General features: G+C 61.8%; 13 protein-coding genes and 1 tRNA gene. 4 read left to right on the top strand and 10 right to left on the bottom strand.

The genetic code is table 11. The features are described from left to right. Positions 1-27: 27 nt before the first annotated feature. The 10 genes from RL_RS23600 to RL_RS23550 form a co-directional block, all read right to left on the bottom strand. Entirely contained in the window at positions 28-1,362 is a 1,335-nt protein-coding gene (locus tag RL_RS23600; RefSeq protein ID WP_011653934.1) for a glucoamylase family protein, read from the bottom strand. Between the two features lie 253 nt (positions 1,363-1,615). Next, positions 1,616-3,454, bottom strand: a complete 1,839-nt coding sequence (locus RL_RS23595) for an ABC transporter ATP-binding protein (protein ID WP_011653933.1) — start codon at positions 3,452-3,454, stop codon at positions 1,616-1,618. 24 nt (positions 3,455-3,478) lie between these two features. Continuing rightward, complete coding sequence (locus RL_RS23590) at positions 3,479-4,234, bottom strand: DUF1028 domain-containing protein (RefSeq protein WP_011653932.1); 756 nt, start codon at positions 4,232-4,234, stop codon at positions 3,479-3,481. A 2-nt stretch (positions 4,235-4,236) separates the two neighbouring features. Beyond that, entirely contained in the window at positions 4,237-6,021 is a 1,785-nt protein-coding gene (locus RL_RS23585) for a gamma-glutamyltransferase family protein (protein ID WP_011653931.1), read from the bottom strand. 21 nt (positions 6,022-6,042) lie between these two features. Further along, positions 6,043-6,918 carry an ABC transporter permease gene (locus RL_RS23580; RefSeq protein ID WP_011653930.1) on the bottom strand — a complete coding sequence of 292 codons (876 nt, stop codon included), beginning with the start codon at positions 6,916-6,918 and terminating at the stop codon, positions 6,043-6,045. Next, positions 6,915-7,862, bottom strand: a complete 948-nt coding sequence (locus RL_RS23575; protein ID WP_041936508.1) for an ABC transporter permease — start codon at positions 7,860-7,862, stop codon at positions 6,915-6,917. Before RL_RS23575 ends, RL_RS23580 begins: the two co-directional genes overlap by 4 nt. Before the next feature lie 125 nt (positions 7,863-7,987). Beyond that, positions 7,988-9,496, bottom strand: a complete 1,509-nt coding sequence (locus RL_RS23570; RefSeq protein WP_011653928.1) for an ABC transporter substrate-binding protein — start codon at positions 9,494-9,496, stop codon at positions 7,988-7,990. A gap of 92 nt (positions 9,497-9,588) precedes the next feature. Then, the gene (locus RL_RS23565) at positions 9,589-10,320 is read right to left on the bottom strand and encodes a FadR/GntR family transcriptional regulator (protein ID WP_011653927.1); all 732 of its coding nucleotides are present in this window, start codon (positions 10,318-10,320) and stop codon (positions 9,589-9,591) included. A 210-nt stretch (positions 10,321-10,530) separates the two neighbouring features. Further along, entirely contained in the window at positions 10,531-11,973 is a 1,443-nt protein-coding gene (locus RL_RS23560) for a M81 family metallopeptidase (protein ID WP_011653926.1), read from the bottom strand. A 909-nt stretch (positions 11,974-12,882) separates the two neighbouring features. Beyond that, positions 12,883-12,957, bottom strand: a tRNA-Gly gene (locus tag RL_RS23550). A 256-nt stretch (positions 12,958-13,213) separates the two neighbouring features. On the opposite strand from RL_RS23550, the gene RL_RS23545 reads away from it, so the two are divergent. From RL_RS23545 to RL_RS23530, 4 genes are all read left to right on the top strand, one after another. Next, entirely contained in the window at positions 13,214-13,723 is a 510-nt protein-coding gene (locus RL_RS23545; protein WP_011653925.1) for a prolyl-tRNA synthetase associated domain-containing protein, read from the top strand. Between the two features lie 160 nt (positions 13,724-13,883). Beyond that, positions 13,884-14,858 carry a thioredoxin gene (gene trxA / locus RL_RS23540; protein WP_011653924.1) on the top strand — a complete coding sequence of 325 codons (975 nt, stop codon included), beginning with the start codon at positions 13,884-13,886 and terminating at the stop codon, positions 14,856-14,858. A gap of 166 nt (positions 14,859-15,024) precedes the next feature. Beyond that, on the top strand, positions 15,025-15,711 hold the full coding sequence (locus RL_RS23535) for an LON peptidase substrate-binding domain-containing protein (RefSeq protein ID WP_011653923.1): 687 nt from the start codon (positions 15,025-15,027) through the stop codon (positions 15,709-15,711). 9 nt (positions 15,712-15,720) lie between these two features. Beyond that, positions 15,721-15,909 carry a Trm112 family protein gene (locus tag RL_RS23530; RefSeq protein WP_011653922.1) on the top strand — a complete coding sequence of 63 codons (189 nt, stop codon included), beginning with the start codon at positions 15,721-15,723 and terminating at the stop codon, positions 15,907-15,909. Positions 15,910-15,935 lie beyond the last annotated feature (26 nt).

Below are 15,935 nucleotides of genomic sequence, written 5' to 3'. Positions count from 1 at the left end.
ATCGATTTCGATTTCCGGGCTTGTGCGCTAGCCGAACTTGCGCACCACTTCTTCCGGCTCGATGCCTTCGAGCCAGCCGCCGGTAAAGCCGGCGAGTTCGAGGCCGAGGCGGATGACCGGCGATTGCCGCATCAGTTCCCAGATGAAATCCGAACGGTCGTTCTCGATGGTCATGACGACAAGGCCCTGATCGATGCCGACGGTGCGGTCGTCGACCCAGCCTTCCGGCCGCTTGGTCTTGACCGTCGGGTTGAAGCCGCCAGGAAAGCCGCCTTCCAACAGCAGGTTCGGATAGGTGGTCAGAAGCGCTTTGGTGCCGTCGAGAGCCGCCTGCTTGTCGTAGGGCAGGCAGGCAAGGGCTGCCCAGGGTGCGATCGTGCCGTCATCGGGGCCGAGCGGTGCGCCGCGGGCGGCGTAACCCAGAACCTTCGGCTGGCGGCCGCCGCGCATGCGCCGTGTCGGCGGCGGACCATCACAGGCGGTGAATCCCCAGATATTCCTGTTATAGCCGACGAACTGGCCGGGATTGCGCTCGGCATAGTCACGCTGGACGTTGATCATCACCTGCGTGTTGCGGAAATAGTCCCAGTTCCGCTCCGCCATCGGCTTGTCCTGAATGGCGCGGAAATCGATCCAGGCATGCGAGAAGAGATGGATGAACAGCGGCCCGGCATAGAGATAGGACTGCTCGCCGTGCAGCATCCAGGAATAGCTTGACGTAAAGGCGTCGTAGCACGACTGCGGAATGGGATGTGTCGGTGAGGCGAGCGCCAGCGTATAGAGGATGATCGCCTCGTCGAAGCCATGGTAGCGCCAGCGCAAGAAGCCGGAAGAGGGCTTCCAACCCATGGCAATAGTGTCGCCCTTGTTCAGCGCCCAGCGCCAGTCGACGCGCTCGTAGATGAAGGTCGCGAGTTCCCGGATTTCGGTTTCCGTCTCGTCGTCCTCGCGATTGAAATATTGCGCAGCCGTCAGGATGCCGGCGACGAGCAGCGCCGTGTCGATGGTCGAAAGCTCGCTGTTCCAGGCGCGATGGCCGGTATCCATGTGCAGGAAGTGGTAGAAGAAGCCGCGGTGGCCGGTCGCGTGGCGTTCCTCGCCCTGGCGCGCCTCGGCGAAGAACCGCAGCGTATTGACCGTACGCTCGGCTGCCTCCTCGCGGCTGATCCATAAACGCTCGACACCAACAGGATAGGAGGAAAGCGCGAAGCCGACGGCTGCGATGCTACACGGAACCCCGCCGATCGATGTGTCCGCCACAAGGCCGTTTTCGGGATTGGAATATTTCAGGAAGTACTTGAACGCCGAATGCTGCAGCCTGTCGACGAGCGCTGCATCAATGTCTTCAATCCGTTGCAGCATAGGCTCCTACCCAACTGTTGCATCGCCCCACGCTTCAACATGGGGGCCGTTCCCGGGCAAATCAAACCTTTTTGATTCGCAAGGATAAGAGAACACAAAAGGGTGGAATCGGTCGTTAATAATTATCGGTAAAATAATATCTAGCAGAAGTCATATAAGCGGTGCAGCAAAAAAGACGGCCTGAGCGCCACCGGCACGGGTTATTTCCCGCAATACTTGTTTTCCTGATGCTTTCGAGAGTGGGTTTTCAATTTCAGGCGGCTTCATCGAGCCGCACCAGATGACCTGCCGACACTTCCCGATATCGGCGCGGCGGTGCGACGTAGCCAACCGGGCGAACGGGGCTCTTGAGCTCGTCGGTTCCGAGGTTGCGCTTGATGCCGCGCCGCGAGGGGTCGGGGACGGGCACGGCTGCCATCAGCTTCTTCGTGTAGGCGTGCTGTGGATTGCTGAACAATTCCGCGCGCGGGCCGATCTCGACGATTTCGCCGAGATACATCACCGCGACCCGATGGCTGACGCGCTCGACCACAGCCATGTCGTGGGAAATGAACAGGAAGGCGAGGTTGAGGCTTTGCTGCAGGTCCATCAGCAGATTGCAGACCTGCGCCTTGATCGACACATCGAGGGCCGAAACGCTTTCATCGGCGACGATCACCTTTGGATCGAGTGCGAGCGCTCGGGCAATGCAGATGCGCTGGCGCTGACCGCCGGAGAATTCGTGCGGATACCGTTTCATCATGTCGGGTTTCAGTCCGACGCGTTCGAGAAGATCGGCCGCCTTTTCGCGGGCCTGGGCGCCGGTGCCGAGGCCATGTTCGGTGATGGGTTCGGCGACGGCGGCGCCGACGGTCATGCGCGGGTTGAGGCTGGCGAAGGGGTCCTGAAAGATCATCTGGATGCTGCGGCGCATCCGTCTGAGACTGACCGCGTCAAGGCTCAGCACGTCATAGCCGTCGAGGCTGACACTGCCGCCGTTCGGCTGGACGAGGCGGGTGATCGAGCGACCGGTGGTCGATTTGCCGCAACCGGATTCGCCGACGAGCGACAGCGTCTCGCCCTGGAAGAGATCGAAGGAGACGTCCTCGACCGCATGGATCGCGCCGGTCTTGCGGCCGAGTAGGCCGCCGCGGATATCGAAACGGGTAACGAGGTTCTTGACTTCGAGGATCGGCGTCCGGCGGCGGTCGACGGTGTCGGCCACCTCGACCGGTTCGCGGCGTTCGCCGGTCGCGGTATCGACGACCGGGAAACGCAGCGGCCATTTCCGGTCGGCCATCGAGCCGAGGCGCGGCACGGCCGAGAGCAGTGCGCGGGTATAGGGATGCCTGCCGCGATGGAAGATGTCGTCGGTCGTGCCGGTTTCCACCGCCTCGCCGCGATACATGACGATGGTGCGGTCAGCGATTTCGGCGACGACGCCCATGTCGTGGGTGATAAAGAGCACCGACATGCCCTCTTCTTCCTGCAGCATCTTGATCAGGTCGAGGATCTGGCCCTGGATTGTCACGTCGAGCGCCGTCGTCGGCTCGTCGGCGATCAGCAATTTCGGCCGGCTGGCGAGCGCCATGGCGATCATCACGCGCTGGCGCATGCCGCCCGAGAACTGGTGCGGATATTCGTCGAAGCGCGAGGCGGCGTTCGGGATGCGGACCTTTTCCAGCAGGCGCACGGTTTCGGCCCGCGCCTCGGCCTTGCCGATATCACCGTGGCAGGTCAGCGCTTCGGAGATCTGGCGGCCGATGGTGAAGATCGGGTTGAGGGATGTCATCGGCTCCTGGAAGATCATGGCGGCGTCGTTGCCGCGCACCTGGCGCATCTCCTTTTCCGGAAGGGTGAGAACATCCTTGCCGTTCAAGCTGATGGCGCCGTCGATGCGGCTCGATCCCTTGGCGAGCAATCGCATGATCGAAAGGGAGGTGACGCTCTTGCCCGAGCCGCTTTCGCCGACGATCGCCACCGTCTCGCCAGGCATGACCTCGAAGGAGACGTCGCGCACCACCGGCTTCCAGTCGCCGTCGACGAGGAAGGAGGTCGTCAGGTTCCGGACGGAAAGAACCGGGGAGGCGGAGGCTGAAGAAACATCACTCATGTCGTTCCCTTGGTCTTATCTGGTTCATGTCTTCAAAGGCGTGGCGAAGGAGGCGGAAGGCCTGCCTTCAGCGATGCGGGCCGCTTCCAGCGCCGCGATCTTTTCATCGATCTCGCGCCTGTCGGTCAGGCCGTTCGGATTTTGCCGCGTCGCCATCGTCTCGGCGACATGCAGGTAACGTTCACCCGCCACCGCGTGCAGGCGAACAAGTTCAGCGAGCGGATCGGGGTGATCGTCGGCGCGGAGGCTCAGCCACGGATAATCCTGGTCGCGATGGATGATGAGGGCGGCGGACTGCCTGCCGCGCTTATCGCCGCCGGCATCTTCGCCTGCCTGCATCGCCAGGAGCAGGCGTTCGGCCAGCGGCTTGTCCATCGCCTTGTTGTAGGTGGCAAGCGTCTCAGTGATGACGTCAGGACCTGCGAGCATGTTGCCGGCGACCGAGACGTTTTCGTCGATCAGATGCCCCGCCCAGTCGATGCATGCGGCGCCGGTGAAGGCGGCGTTGCGCCCCTTCGCATCGATGAGGTGCAGCTGCCGCTGATTGCGGCCGGCGTCACGCGCGATGAGCTCGGCGATGGTCTCCTCCGGCGCCTTGCCTGCAGCCAGCAGCGACAGGCCATCGACGCCGTAAAGCGGGCTGACGAAGGCCTGGGTCGCAACGGCGCCGATGCCGCCGCGAATATGCGGCACGAGGGCGCCGACGGCAAAGAAGCGGCTCGCGACGGCGATGCCGAGATGACCTGTCGAGGGATCACGGGCGACGATAGACCAGGTCATGGCTATCTCCCGATCGCATAGGCCTGCATCAGGCGCGGGGTGGCTGCGGCGCGCAGCAGCCCATCGGCATCGCGTCTCGCGGCGGTCAGCCGGCCGATCGTCCAGGGATCGGCGACCGTCAGCTTGTGGCCCCTGCGGCGCAGGGCATCGAGGACATCGGGGCCGAAATTCGCTTCCGCCATCAGGCTGCCGGGTTCGCGGGTGCGCGGATAGAAGGAACCCGGAAAATGCGAGGTATGGAACAGCGGCTGGTCGATCGCCGCCTGCAGGTTCAGCTTGTGGTGCGCATAACGCAGGAAGAAGGAGAGTTGCCACTGCTCCTGCTGATCGCCGCCCGGTGTGCCGAAGGCCAGTGTCGGGCGGCCCTCGTAGAGGCCGAGCGACGGTGTCAGCGTCGTGCGTGGCCGCTTGCCGGGCGCAAGCGACGTCGGCAGGCCTGATTTCAGCCAGAACATCTGGGCTCGCGAATTGAGGCAGAAGCCGAGGCCGGGCACGGTCGGCGAGGATTGCAGCCAGCCGCCTGATGGCGTGACGGAAACCATGTTGCCGTCGCGGTCGATGACGTCGATATGCACGGTGTCGCCGCGCTTTTCGGAAAGATGCGCCATGGTCGGCTCGTAGACGGCGCCGGTCTTCGAATCCGCGCCGAGCATCTTCATCGTCAGATCATGCTGCGCTTCGAAGCCAGGCACGATGCCGGGGCGAAGTTCGAAGGAGGCGTCCGCGCCGATGAGCTTGCGGCGCTCGGCGGCATAAGTCTCCGACAGCAGATGCGCGATGGGAACCTCCGAAAAATCGGGATCGCCGTAATAGACTTCGCGGTCGGCGAAGGCGAGCTTCATCGCTTCGACGACGGTATGGACGAAATCGGCGCCAGCGGGATCCACCGCGGCGAGATCGAAGCCTTTGAGGATCGACAGGGTCTGCAGGAAGACCGGGCCCTGGCCCCAGGGACCGATCTTCGCGATCGTCCAGCCATGATAATCATAGGTCAGCGGCTCCTCGATCGTTGCCGACCAGTTTGCCATGTCGTTGGCGGTCAGGACGCCCTTGTGGCGGTTGCCGCTCGCATCCATCACCTCGGTGGTTTTGAAATAATCGTCGATCTTCTCGGCGACGAAGCCGCGATAGAAGGCGTCGCGGGCCGCCTCGACCTGCGCTTCCCGGCCGCTTTTCGTCTCGGCCTCGGCGATGACGCGCTTCCAGGTTTCGGCAAGCACCGGATTCCTGAAATTCGCATGCGCTTCGGGGGCGCTGCCGCCAGGCAGCCAGGTCTCGTAGGAGGTCGGCCATTCCTTCTCGAAGAAGGCGGCGAGCCCCTTGATGGTGGCGGAGACGCGCGGCAGCATCGGATGGCCATGCTCGGCGTAATAGATCGCCGGCTCCAGCACATCGCGCACGCTCATCGAGCCATAGTCGCGCAGCATCAGCATCCAGCCATCGAAGGAGCCGGGGATGACGGTCGCAAGCAGCCCATCGCCAGGGATCAGGCTCAGGCCTTCCGCCGTATAGTGTTCGATCGTCGCGCCGGCGGGGGCAGGGCCCTGCGCGCAAATGACCTCGACCTTGTCCTTCTTCTTCGAATAGATCACCGCCGGCAGGTCACCGCCCGGGCCGCAAAGATGCGGCTCGACGATCTGCAGCACGAAACCCGTCGCCACTGCCGCGTCGAAGGCGTTGCCGCCCTTTTCGAGAATGCTCATGCCGACGGCCGAGGCGATCCAGTGCGTGGAGGTGACGACGCCGAAGGTGCCGAGGATTTCTGGACGGGTCGTGAATGCGGTCATGTCAAATGTCCTTTCAAGAAATCATGCTTCGCGCGGATCGAGCGCATCGCGCAGGCCGTCGCCTAGGAGATTGAAACCGATGACGACGAGGAAGATCGCGGCACCCGGCCACATCGCCATCCATGGCGCCTGGGAGAGGAAATTCTTGGCGACGTTCAGCATCGAGCCCCAGCTCGGCGCCGGCGGCTGCTGTCCGAGGCCAAGAAAGGAGAGGCTCGCTTCGGCGATGATCGCCGTGGCGATGGTCAGCGTCGCCTGGACGAGGATCGGCGCAAAGACGTTCGGCAGGATATAGCGGGTGATGATGCTCGAGGACCGGAGGCCGATCGAGCGGGCGCCCTCGACATATTCCTCGGTCTTGACCGAAAGCACCTGGCCGCGCGTCAGCCGCACGAAGACCGGCATGGCCGAAAGGCCGATCGCAATCATCGCATTGGTCAGGCTCGGGCCGAGAAAAGCTGCGAGCGCGATCGCGGTGATGAGGAAAGGCATGGCCAGAAAGGCTTCGGTGATGCGGGAGATCACCATGTCGATCCAGCCGCCGAAATAACCGGAGATAAGGCCGAAGGGCACGCCGATGACAACGGCAATGGCCACCGAGAAGACGCCAGCCATCAGCGATGCCTGCGCGCCCCAGATCATCCGGGAAAGAATGTCGCGGCCGATGTCGTCGGTGCCGAGCCAATGGGCGGCCGACGGCGCCTTGCGGATTGCCGACCAGCTTGTGGCGTTCGGATCGGGAATCGGAAGAAGGGGGGCGGCAACGGCGAGAATGGCGAAGAAGGCGATGATCGTAAGGCCGACGAGGGCGCCCTTGTTGGCCTTCAGCTTGCGCCAGGCGCGGCTCGGCGTGCGGTCGATCGCAGAGGGAATGCCGGTCTCTCCGATTGCGGTCATAGGGCGGCCCTCATGCGTGGATTGAGCAGGACGTAGAGAATATCGGCCAAGAGGTTCATCAGGATGAAGCCGATCGCCGTGCAGATCACCACACCCTGGACGACGGCGTAGTCACGGTTGAAGACGGCGTCGACGATGAGCTTTCCGAAACCCGGAATGGTGAAGATCTGCTCGGTCAGCACGGCGCCGGCGAGCAGTTCGCCAAAGAGCAGCGCGGTCAGCGTCACGATCGGCAGCATCGCGTTGCGGAAGCTGTGCTCGAGCACGACGGTGCTTTCCGGCAGTCCCTTGGCGCGGGCGGTGCGGATGTAGTCGGCGCTGAGTACACTGAGCATGGCCGAGCGGGTATGTCGCATCAGCGTCGCCGCCAGCGCATTGCCGAGCACGAAGGAGGGCATCAGCATGGTTTCCAGCGAACGCAGCGGATTGCTGAAAAAGGGTTCGTAGCCCGATGCCGGCAACCAGCCGAGATTGACCGAAACCAGCAGGATCAGCATGATGCCGAGCCAGAAATTCGGGATCGACAGGCCTGTCAGCGCGATGATGTTGGCGAGATAGTCGATCATCGTGTTTTTCTTGACGGCCGCCAGGATGCCCATCGGCACGCCGATGACAAAGGCGAAGATCATCGACATGATGGCAAGCTGTATGGTGACCGGCAGTTTTTCGCCGACGAGCTGCAGGACCGGCTGGTTGGTGCGCAGCGAGATGCCAAGATCACCCTGAAGGGCGGCCCCCAGCCAGCGGACATATTGATAGGGCACGGGATCGTTCAGCCGGTATTTCTCGCGCAGGAATTCGAGAACCTGCGGATCGCGTTCCTCGCCGGCCATGGCGAGGATCGGGTCACCGGGCAGCAGCTTCTGCAGCGAGAAGACGAAGATCGAAATGATCAAAAGCGTCGGTATGGCGACCAAGAGCCGTTTGGCGATATAGGTGTACATGGGCGATCCTGACACGACTGGGGTCATGCGGCGGAGGGTTTCCGCCGCATGATTTGCTGGATCAAAAAGTAGAGCATGATGTCGTTCGAAAACCGCTCACACTTTTCGGCATCATGCTCTAGGGATCAGCCGGCTTTCTTGACGCCGACGAGACGGATCATGCCATCCGGCGACGGAACGAAGCCGGTGATGTTCTTGTGCAGCGCCCAGATCCAGGACTGATGGCCGAGATAGATGATCGGCAGATCGTCGTTGAGGATGACGGCGGCGGCATCATACTTCTGCTTGCGCACGGCATCGTCGGTCGATGCACGGGCTTCGTTCAGCAGCTTGTCCACCTCGGGGTTGCAGTATTTCGTGTCGTTGATGCCGCCCTTGCAGGTGATGAACTGATGGATGTTGCCATCGGGATCGACGCGGCCGGACCAGTCGGAACGGCTGAGCTGATAGTTGCCGGCGGTCTGTTCGCTCAGCAGCGTGGCGAATTCCGTCGATTTCAGGCTGACGTCGAAGCCGGCTTCGCCGACCATCGACTGGATGATCTGCATCATCTGCATGGCGACAGGATTGTTGGGAATCTGCAGCTCGATCGGCACGCGGTCGAAGCCGGCTTCCTTGATTAGCGCCTTGGCCTTGTCGAGGTCACGGGCGGGGACGGGAATATCCTTGTCGAACCACGGGCTGCTCGGCGGGAAGGGCTGGTTGCCGGCAACCGCCGTGCCCTCATAGACGATCTGGTTGACGGCATCGCGGTCGATCGCCAGCGAGAAGGCCTGGCGCAGGCGCTTGTCCTTGCCGAAAGGATTGTCGGCACGCGCACCATTGCCGATATTGGTATAGAGCGCCATGTAGCCGGTGCCGACGGCATCGGCATAGACGAGGCTCGAATCGGACTTCACCGCTTCAGCGTCGGTCGCGGCCAGACGCTCGATCATGTCGAGATCGCCGGACCGCAGATTGGCGAGGCGCACCGTCGTATCCGGGATCGGCAGATAGGTGAGCTTGTCGATGAAGATCTTGTCCTTGTTCCAGTAGTCCTGGAACTTTTCGAGCACGATGCGGTCCTGCTGGACGCGCTCGACGAACTTGAACGGACCGGCGCAGACCGGGTGATCGCCGAACTTGGCGCCGAGTTCCTTGGCGGCCTTCGGCGAGACGATCATGCCGGCGCGGTCGGAAAGCTGGGCAAGAAGGGTGACGTCGGGCGCCTTGAGGGTGAACTTGACCTCGTATTCGCTTGTCGCCTCGACCTTTGCGACCGAGCTGAGCTCGCTCTTGCGGCGCGATTCCGGCAGGGTGATGTTGCGCTCGATGGTGGCGACGACGGCTTCGGCGTTGAAGGGGGTCTCGTCATGGAACTTGACGCCTTGGCGCAGCTTCATGGTGAGCTCTTTGCCGTCGGCCGACCAGCTCCATTCGGTGGCAAGCTGCGGCACGATTTTCAGGTCCGGTGAGACGTCGACCAGCTTGTCGCACATCGCGGTATAGACGATGCGGCCGACGAAGGTGCGCGACTGCGCGGGATCGAGCACATCGGCATCGTCCTGCAGGCCGATCTTCAGGTCGACGGCGAAGGCAGGAAGTGCAAACAGTGCGCCGGCAACGGCGGTGGTAAGCAATTTGGCGATCTTCATTCCATTCTCCTCTGTCTATTTTTGTTTGGTTTTTGCTTCCATTCCGGCGGTTATGGCCCGCCATGTTCTTTTCTCCCTGCTCACCTCGTTGTTCAGGCGAGGGTCTTGTCGACCTCCGCTTCGCTATGATCGAGCGAGGTGATGCGGATGAGGCTTTCCTGCAGTGTCAGCAGATGCTGGCGCATCGCTTCGCCCGCCCTGGCCGGGTCATGGGCGGCGATCGCATCGACGATCGCCGTGTGCTGGTTAAAGGTGACGGGCCGCGTCCGGCTGGCGCTGCGGGCGCGCTCGCGGATCGTCTGCCAGGCATCGTCCTGGCGCACCCGGTTGATGACGTCGAAGATGGTGAGGAAGAAACCGTTGCCGGCGCATTGGGCGATCTGGCGGTGCAGCGCCCCGTCCCAGAGTTCGCGCCCGTCGGCATCGGTGCTTTCGTAGATCTTCTTCACCAGATCGTACATGCGCTCGATATCGGCGGCCTTGGCGCGCATGGCGGCAAGCTGGGCGAGCTGCGGCTCGATGCGCAGGCGCACTTCCATGACTTCCATGAGATCGGTGCCGGCAACGATCGAGCCGACATGATCGCTCCAGCCGTCGGGGCGCGGGCCGGCATAGGTGCCGGAGCCCTGACGGCGCCAGATGCGGCCCTCGGCCTCCAGCACTTCGAGGGCGCGGCGGACGGCACGGCGACCGACGCCAAGCATTTCCGAAAGGGTGCGCTCGGTCGGCAGCTTGCCGTCGGCGTCGAGACTGTCGGACCGCAGGAGAGCCCTCAGCCTCTCCAGCGCATAATTCGAATTGCCTTGCGTCTCATCTATCGGCATTCGCTTAAATGGTCCGTACCAATTTTCTATTGGTTCAGTGCAAACCAAATCGCGCCGACCGTCAAGCGCTTTTTTGTGCAAATCGAAATCTGCCCGTTTTTTGCTCAGATCCCGCTATCGCCGCGATATGGAAAAACAGTCGATCGCGGCGACAGGGCGCCGCCGCGATCGACAGTATCATTCAGAAAAACGCAATTGGTTCAGCTGACCTCAGGCCGGCGTCGAGCGTGCGGAGAGAAAGACTTGCGGCTCGAAGGCAAAATCCTTGTCGAAGGGGTAGGTCGGATGCTGCTTGCGCAGCCGCGGCAGGCGCTCGACGAACTGGTCGACGACACCTGTTGATAGCGCCATCAGGTTCGGATTGGCAATCGGCGCCAATTCCGGCGAGAGATAGCCCGATTTGACGACGATGATTTTCGCCCGATGCGCGTCAAGGCCGAGCCGGGTGAAATCGGCGATATTGTGATAGGGCCGGCGCTTGGCGGAGAGCACCAGATCGATGCCACTGACCGAAACCACCGCCTGGCGGTCAGTCGGATCAGAAGTTTCGTGCAGGAATTTGACGGTGAAGCGGGCGATAACCGGCTTGCTGCCTTTGTTATCGAGCGAGGCGCCGACGCTGAGCTCCAGCTCGGCGCCGATGCCTGCGGCATAACAGGCCTCGGTCGCCGCCTTGTCGGCGATGCCGGCGAAGACGACGCCGGTGGCCTCTCTGGCGATCAGCTCGGCCAGCACATCGGCCCGGTCCCCGACACCGCCGCCGGTCGGGTTGTCGCCGGATTCGGCAAGCACAACAGGGGCGGTCGGGCTTGCGATCGCCTTTTCGACGCATTCTTCGAGCGAGCCGGTCTCGCAGCCGAAAACAAAGTCTTCGCGCGCATTCCAATAAGCCCTCGCGAGGCGTTTCGCCTCACGCTCCAGCACGGCGCGGTCGGTGCCGGTCATGATGGCGGCGGCGGTGGCGCGCGGTTCGTCGGCCCAGACATAGCCGACCATCAGCGATGCATCCCAGACGCCGTCGATCGCATCGATCCCGGGCAGCATGTCATAGAGGCTCTTTGCCGGTTCATCGACAGTGCTGGTGCGCTCGCCGGGCAGCACGACCGGGATCGGCGCCCAGAGAAGGGTCGGCCTCTCGCCCGTTTTCAGGCTCTTTACCAGCATGGAGACGGAGCGGCGCATCGTCTCCTCGACATCGATATGCGGTGCGGTGCGATAGGTGGAATAGATGTCGAGCGCGTCGATGATGCGCTGGGTGACGTTGCCGTGCAGGTCGTAGCTTGCCGAGACCGTGCAATCCTCGCCGACCGCCGCGCGGGCCGCACCGATCCAGTCGCCCTCGGCATCCTCCATGCCTTCGACATACATGGCGCCATGCATGGCGAGATAGAGACCGTCGAGCGGCAGCATCGGCTTCAGCCGCTCGAGGAATTCACCCTTGAAGGCCTCGTAGGTGGCGCGCGAAACCGGACCGCCGGCAATCGCGCGGGCATGGATCGTCGGCAGAAACTCGGCGTCATAATCCTTGAGGAAGGCGAAATAGGGAGACGCCAGCAGGGCCTCCCCACGCACGACGCGGAAATCCTTTTCCTCGTTCAGAACGGGATTGTATGTGCTGCATTCGGTATGAATGCCACCGACGGCGATACGCATGGGAAACCTCAGTTGATGTTGGGAGCAATCAGGAAGTTATGAGTGGCGATGCTGGTAACCCGGCTCGAGCGCCGGCATCGATGTGCTGGGTCCGGATCGGCATCGCCCAGAGGAGTTCGTGCTGCGATAAACTGAACATTTGCGGTCCGATCCGAAGACGCGTCCTTTTTGCCTCGACAATAAGTTTACAAACGAACCAATCAACCAAAATAAATTGCAATCTTGATCTTCTAAGCCGGCGTCGAGGTGGAAGGCGCCGTAATCGCTGAGCCTCCGACCGACTCGGTTTCTTCAGCCGGATGCCTCGGCCCGATCGCTGCCGACAAACGCGTCAGCGTCGCCATAAAGAAAAAATCCCACTTCGGGATCCCGAAATTCCCCCGCTTCGGGATTCCGAAATTCGTCGCGTTTTGGGCGGTGTTGCCGCGGGGAAACATCCAATGATTTCAGCACCGCAACCAATTTCGGGATTCCGAAGTGCTATATAGATTATGGTGGGGTCTGGCTGGCGATGAATTCAGCGAAGCGCTCGACAGGTTCGCCGAACAGGAAGTCGATGCGCCCACCCACTCAGAGACTATCCGTCGTATTCTTGGAGAATGGCTATCAGCTCACGGATTCCTGCCAAAATGATCCCGGAGACGTAGCGCAGGGCGTCAAATCAGCTCTTGCGCGCAAGCTCCTCAGCGGTCGGGACCGTGATCGCCCTTGATGCGGGAGTTGAAGCTTATCGCCACAAAGTGGCGAGCTAAAAATGTTTGAGTATCAGTCATTCGCTGCCGCACCAGGATTTCGAGATGAAATCGGGATTCGGAAACACATGAGTTTCGGAAGTGGTCCCTTGCCGTGCGTTGGCGCAACGGCGTCAATCGTGGCGCTATGCAAACACTTAATTCTATCGGGAGAAACTGGAGCGGGCGAAGGGATTCGAACCCTCGACCCCAACCTTGGCAAGGTTGTGCTCTACCCCTGAGCTACACCCGCTCAATCCGCATCGGTCCGGGGTAGTTGTTGGACCGTGGGCGCCGCCTCGCGGCGACCGGCGCTATATGGCCTAACGGGTTTTCAAATGCAACAGGGAAATGACGGAGAGGCGAAGAAAAATTCTGGTGTTCGCAGCGGCCCGGCGGAAAGGCCGCAAATGCGGGGCAAAGCGTCGGTCGCAAAGATTGCCAAACGATGTGGACCGACTTAATCAGGACGCCTCGCTTTTTTCCCTTCCCGTCCAATGGATTGCCCCATGTCCGAAAATGCCCCGAAGACAAGAGATGAATTGTTTGCCTTTCTCGACGGACTCGGTATTGCCCATAAGACGGTCGACCATGCGCCGGTCTTCACCGTGGCGGAATCGGTTGCCCTGCGCGATGAAATCCCCGGTGGCCACACCAAGAATCTTTTCATCAAGGACAAGAAGGACAGGTATTTTCTGCTGACCGTGGAGGAAAATGCTGCCGTCGACCTCAAGCAGGTGCATAATGCCATCGGTGGGTCGGGCCGGGTCTCCTTCGGCAGGCCGGAGAAGCTGATGGAGTATCTCGGCGTCGCTCCGGGTTCGGTCACGGCGTTCGGCGCGATCAACGATACTGCCGAGAATGTCACCTTCGTGCTCGATGCCGAGCTGATGGCGCACGAGATCGTCAACTGCCATCCGCTATCCAATGATGCGACGACCTCGATTGCGAGCAGCGATCTTATCCGTTTCATGGAAGCGACCGGGCATAAGCCGCTTGTCTTGAAAGTGACGTCCTGACATACGATTTTAGCGCTAGAGCGCGTCGCGATCTTTTAGATTCGCTTGCCGCGCTTTAGTCTTTGGTTTTGCGCATATCTTTATCGCAAAACCGCCACACAGTTTTGCGCGACATGCTTTAGCAAAGACGCCGGCAGGATCGGCGCGGCGGGAGATACCTATGAGCGGCAGCGACAACCCCTATAACGGTTCCTTCGGAAATCAGATGACGGCGACGACAAGCTTCGGTGCTACGCCGGAACCCGCGGCTGCGGCCGGCAGCTACATCACGGAGACGACGACCGCGAATTTCGCCAAGGACGTCATCGAGGAATCGCGCAAGCAGCCGGTGCTGGTCGATTTCTGGGCGCCCTGGTGCGGCCCGTGCAAGCAGCTGACGCCGGTCTTGGAAAAGGTGATCAACGAAGCCAAGGGCCGCGTTCGGCTGGTCAAGATGAACATCGACGACCATCCCTCGATCGCCGGCCAGCTCGGCATCCAGTCGATCCCCGCCGTCATCGCCTTCGTCAACGGCCGTCCTGCTGACGGTTTCATGGGCGCGGTGCCGGAAAGCCAGATCCAGCAGTTCATCGACCGGATCGCCGGTCCGGCCGGCGCCGACGAGGCGGCCGAAATCGAAGCGGTGGTTACTGAAGCGGCGGAACTGCTTGCCGCCGGCAATATCAACGAGGCCGCTCAGCTCTACGGCGCCGTGATGCAGGCCGACCCCGAGAATGCCAAGGCGCTTGCCGGCATGGCCGAATGCATGATCGCCGCAAACCAGCATCAGCGGGCGCGCGAAATACTGACGGAGTTGCCGGAAGAGCTGGCGAAAGACACCGGCATCCAGGCCGTGCTGATGAAGCTCGAGCAGATCGAAGAGGCTCGCAAGCTCGGCGATCCCGTTGCGCTAGAGCGTGAACTGGCCGCCAATCCCGATGACCACGAGGCGCGAATCAAGCTTGCCAAGATCCGCAATGTCGAAGGCCGGCGCGACGAGGCGGCCGACCATCTGCTGCTGATCATGCGCAAGGACCGTGCCTTCGACGATGACGGCGCCCGCCGCCAGCTGCTGCAGTTCTTCGAGGTCTGGGGCTTCAAGGATCCGGCGACTGTTGCAGCGCGGCGCAAGCTTTCGGCGATGCTGTTCTCGTAGGGTGTAGCGCGTCCAACAAGACACGCTATCACTTTGAATCTACGCGTAGTGCTTCTCGAAAATCGATTCCGATTTTCGAGGTTACCGCTAAGTTTCGAGCATCTGCCCTTGCGTTTTCGGACGAGGGCACCACATTCTCGTGAAGACGGGCATGCCCGTTACAAGAATGCGGGACGGTTTCATGCAAGTCGGGAATGCCAGATACCTGAAGCCGGGCGATCTGCCTGATGCGATCGCTGTCTTCCCCCTGACCGGCGCCCTCCTCCTGCCGGCCGGGCAGCTTCCACTCAACATTTTCGAGCCGCGCTATCTGGCGATGCTGGATGCAGCACTGACCGGAAACCGGCTGATCGGCATGGTGCAGCCGGCGCTCGGCGAACATGAGGACAAGGGCGGCGAGCCCAACCTTGCCGCTGTCGGTTGCCTCGGCCGCATCACCTCCTTCGCCGAGACCGGCGACGGGCGCTATATCGTGTCGCTGACCGGCGTCTGCCGTTTCCGGCTGCTGGAGGAGAAAGCGACCAGCCATCCCTTTCGCACCTTCCGCATCGCTCCCTTTATCGCCGATCTCTCGGCCGAGAACGAGGAGGGCGCGGTCGATCGCGCGGCACTTCTCACCGCCTTCAAGGCCTATCTCGATGCCAATAAGCTGGAGGCCGACTGGGAGAGCGTCGAGCGGGCGAGTAATCTGACGCTCGTCAATTCGCTGGCGATGATGTCGCCCTTCGGGCCGGCGGAAAAACAGGCGCTGCTGGAGGCGCCCGACCTGAAGACCCGGGCCGAGACGCTGATCGCCATTACCGAAATCGTGCTGGCGCGCGTCTTCGGTGACTCCGACACGGTTCTGCAGTAGACTTCAGCCATGGATGAAAAACTCAGCCGCGTCGATCCAAAGCTGCTCGATCTCCTGGTCTGCCCGCTCTCCAAGGGCCGGCTTTCCTATGATCGCGAGCACAATGAACTTGTCTCGGAAAAGGCGCGGCTTGCCTATCCGATCCGCGACGGCATTCCGATCATGCTGATGTCCGAAGCCCGCCGCCTCGACGACTAAAGCAATTCCAGGAAGCGGTTTTCCCA

This window comes from Rhizobium johnstonii 3841, assembly GCF_000009265.1.
GTDB classification, from domain to species: Bacteria; Pseudomonadota; Alphaproteobacteria; order Rhizobiales; family Rhizobiaceae; genus Rhizobium; species Rhizobium acaciae.
This window is presented reverse-complemented; position numbering and strand designations above follow the sequence as displayed.

Excerpts from the sequence above, each read along its gene's own strand:
- RL_RS23570 (WP_011653928.1), bottom strand. The coding sequence starts at position 9,496 with ATGAAGATCGCCAAATTGCTTACCACCGCCGTTGCCGGCGCACTGTTT.
- RL_RS23580 (WP_011653930.1), bottom strand. The coding sequence starts at position 6,918 with ATGACCGCAATCGGAGAGACCGGCATTCCCTCTGCGATCGACCGCACG.
- RL_RS23595 (WP_011653933.1), bottom strand. The coding sequence starts at position 3,454 with ATGAGTGATGTTTCTTCAGCCTCCGCCTCCCCGGTTCTTTCCGTCCGG.
- RL_RS23600 (WP_011653934.1), bottom strand. The coding sequence starts at position 1,362 with ATGCTGCAACGGATTGAAGACATTGATGCAGCGCTCGTCGACAGGCTG.
- RL_RS23585 (WP_011653931.1), bottom strand. The coding sequence starts at position 6,021 with ATGACCGCATTCACGACCCGTCCAGAAATCCTCGGCACCTTCGGCGTC.
- RL_RS23545 (WP_011653925.1), top strand. The coding sequence starts at position 13,214 with ATGTCCGAAAATGCCCCGAAGACAAGAGATGAATTGTTTGCCTTTCTC.
- RL_RS23560 (WP_011653926.1), bottom strand. The coding sequence starts at position 11,973 with ATGCGTATCGCCGTCGGTGGCATTCATACCGAATGCAGCACATACAAT.
- RL_RS23530 (WP_011653922.1), top strand. The coding sequence starts at position 15,721 with ATGGATGAAAAACTCAGCCGCGTCGATCCAAAGCTGCTCGATCTCCTG.
- RL_RS23575 (WP_041936508.1), bottom strand. The coding sequence starts at position 7,862 with ATGTACACCTATATCGCCAAACGGCTCTTGGTCGCCATACCGACGCTT.
- RL_RS23590 (WP_011653932.1), bottom strand. The coding sequence starts at position 4,234 with ATGACCTGGTCTATCGTCGCCCGTGATCCCTCGACAGGTCATCTCGGC.
- RL_RS23535 (WP_011653923.1), top strand. The coding sequence starts at position 15,025 with ATGCGGGACGGTTTCATGCAAGTCGGGAATGCCAGATACCTGAAGCCG.
- RL_RS23565 (WP_011653927.1), bottom strand. The coding sequence starts at position 10,320 with ATGCCGATAGATGAGACGCAAGGCAATTCGAATTATGCGCTGGAGAGG.
- trxA (WP_011653924.1), top strand. The coding sequence starts at position 13,884 with ATGAGCGGCAGCGACAACCCCTATAACGGTTCCTTCGGAAATCAGATG.